This is a genomic window from Phaeobacter sp. HF9A, from assembly GCF_011806385.1.
Classification (GTDB): Bacteria; Pseudomonadota; Alphaproteobacteria; order Rhodobacterales; family Rhodobacteraceae; genus Epibacterium.
In genome coordinates this window covers 1-2,546 of record NZ_JAATOX010000227.1, presented here as the reverse complement: position 1 = coordinate 2,546, position 2,546 = coordinate 1, and the positions used below count along the sequence as shown (strand labels likewise).

The following is a 2,546-nucleotide window of genomic DNA, read 5'->3' as shown; positions in this document are numbered from 1 at the left end:
TATGTCAGGGCGTTGGCACATTCGTGATCACATGGCGGCCTGAGGCGATTGATGTCTTTGTTGTGTGGGATTTGCGTCTTTAAGAGTGATGTTTTTCAGGGGGTTACGGGAGAAATGGAAAATATTCCCAACTTTTGTGACGCAATTCACAGAGGACATGTATCTGGCTTTGTATAAGACTGACCAAGACGGCGCCTTGAAACGCGCACCCAAAAGGCCCAAATGGGCTGATGTTAAGTCCTTATACATTTGAAAGGGACCGATCTGATGGCGAATTATGCAAATCTGCCCGCACCGACACCAGAAGGCGGGCTGAACCGGTACTTGCAGGAGATCCGCAAGTTTCCCCTGCTGGAGCCGGAAGAGGAATATATGCTGGCCAAACGCTGGGTAGAGGAGCAGGACACCGACGCGGCGCATAAGATGGTGACCTCGCACCTGCGTCTGGCGGCGAAGATTGCCATGGGCTATCGCGGCTATGGTCTGCCGCAGGCCGAGGTGATCTCTGAGGCCAATGTGGGGCTGATGCAGGCGGTGAAACGCTTTGATCCCGAGAAGGGGTTCCGTCTGGCGACCTATGCGATGTGGTGGATCCGCGCCTCGATCCAGGAGTATATCCTGCGGTCCTGGTCGCTGGTGAAGCTTGGCACCACCTCGGCGCAGAAGAAACTGTTCTTCAACCTGCGCAAGGCCAAGGCGCGGATTGGCGCGCTGGAAGACGGCGATATGCGCCCGGATGTGGTGAAGCGGATTGCCACCGACCTTGGGGTGACCGAGGGCGAGGTGATCTCCATGAACCGGCGCATGTCGGGGGGCGATGCGTCGCTCAACGCGATGGTCGGCAGCGATGGCGACAGCACCATGCAGTGGCAGGACTGGCTGGAGGATGAGGACGCCGATCAGGCGGGCGATTACGAAGCGCGGGACGAGCTGGAGGCGCGTCGCGAACTGCTGGCCGCCGCCATGCGCGTGTTGAACGACCGCGAAAAGGACATCCTGACCCAGCGCCGTCTGGCGGATCAGGCCAAGACGCTGGAGGAGCTGAGCGTGCAATATGACGTCAGCCGCGAACGCATCCGTCAGATCGAAGTGCGGGCGTTCGAGAAGCTGCAAAAGAAAATGCGGGAGCTGGCGGCGGACAAGGGCATGCTGCAACCGGCCTGAGCGCCGCTCCCATCCCTGCGCCGCTCTCCCGGCGCGAACAAAAAGGGCCACCATTTGGTGGCCCTTTTTGTTGCGGTGATCGGAAAATAGGCGGCCGGGCTGGATGGGCCTCGCAAGGAGGCCGGGTCTGGCTGGGTGGCGCGGGGACCAACGCGTTCTGAGCAGGGTGCAATTGCGCTGCGGGGCTGGCTGCGGTGGAAACGTTGCGAGCAACAGCGCGGGGTGCGCGTCGGGGATATCGGCGCAGACCCTGCTGGGCTGGCTGGACAAGTTCGGGTGCTGGCGGGGCTTGCGATCTGGCTGGGAGCGAGGCTCCTGGCTGGAGGGCGGGCTGCTGGCGGCCTAAGTTGTCTGGCTTGCTACAGTTGACCCCTGTTTAGCGCCGCAGGGGCCCCGCGTCAATCAAAAATGCAGCAAAATCAAATACTTGACTAGTATTGTCGGGTTTTCCGGCCATGCCGGGTCTTTCTGCGAAAAAACAGTCTTTCCAAGCCTTTGCCGCTCTCCGTGTGCCGCTCTCCGTGCTGAGGTTCGCCAGCAGGAGCCTTGGCGCGCGACACAATTGCTAGTCCAGCCGCGCGCGAAGGACGCGAAGCATGTTCTCGCCCGCGACCTTGCGAATCTGCGCCTCGGTCAGCCCCTCGTCCAGCATCGCCTGGGTCAGCGCGGCGAGTTCAGAGCTGTCGAATTCGGTGCTCACCGAGCCGTCAAAATCCGAGCCCAGCGCCACGTGATCCACGCCGACCACCTCGATGGCGCCGCGAATGGCGCGGGCGATCCCGGCGGGGGAGGCATCGCAGACCGCATCCGCCCAATAGCCGATGCCGATGACACCGCCGCTGGCGGCGATGTCCTGCATCAGCGCGTCGGGCAGGTTGCGTTTGACCGGGCAGACCTTGTGAATGCCGCCATGGGACAGCACCAGCGGGATGTCGGTCATGGCCAGTACGTCGCGCACCACCTGCGGGCTGGAATGGGCGAGATCCAGGATCAGGCCCTTTTCCACCGTGGCGGCGACAACCGCGCGGCCAAACTCGGTCAGCCCCTGATCGCCGGTGCCATGCAGGGAGCCGCCAAGCTCGTTGTCAAAGAAATGCTGCAAGGCGATCAGGCGATAGCCCGCCTCCACCAGCCCGTCGAGCTTGGAGATGTCGCCTTCCAGAGGATGCGCGCCCTCGATCCCGAGCAGCCCGCCGACGACCTTCTGTCCGGCATTCTTCATCTCCAGCAGCCTGTCCAGATCGGCCTCTGTCTTGATGATCCGCAGCTGCCCGTCGGCGTGTTCCTGAAAGCGATGCAGCTTTTGCGCCTGATAGAGCGCGCGTTCATAGAGCGAGGACCAGGTGGGCAAAGGCCAGAGCTGCCCGATCGCCAGAAGGGTG

The 2,546-nt window shown here is 62.1% G+C and carries 2 protein-coding genes; one reads left to right on the top strand and one right to left on the bottom strand.

Features of this window, described 5'->3' with window-relative positions:
* Positions 1-267 precede the first annotated feature (267 nt).
* A complete protein-coding gene (rpoH, locus tag HCZ87_RS20515; RefSeq protein WP_167646951.1) occupies positions 268-1,164 on the top strand; it encodes an RNA polymerase sigma factor RpoH in 897 nt (298 codons plus the stop codon).
* Between the two features lie 565 nt (positions 1,165-1,729).
* Here the strand turns inward: rpoH and HCZ87_RS20510 are convergent.
* Positions 1,730-2,546, bottom strand: an 817-nt coding sequence (locus HCZ87_RS20510; RefSeq protein WP_167646949.1) for a dipeptidase, incomplete at its 5' end; no start/stop codon positions are given.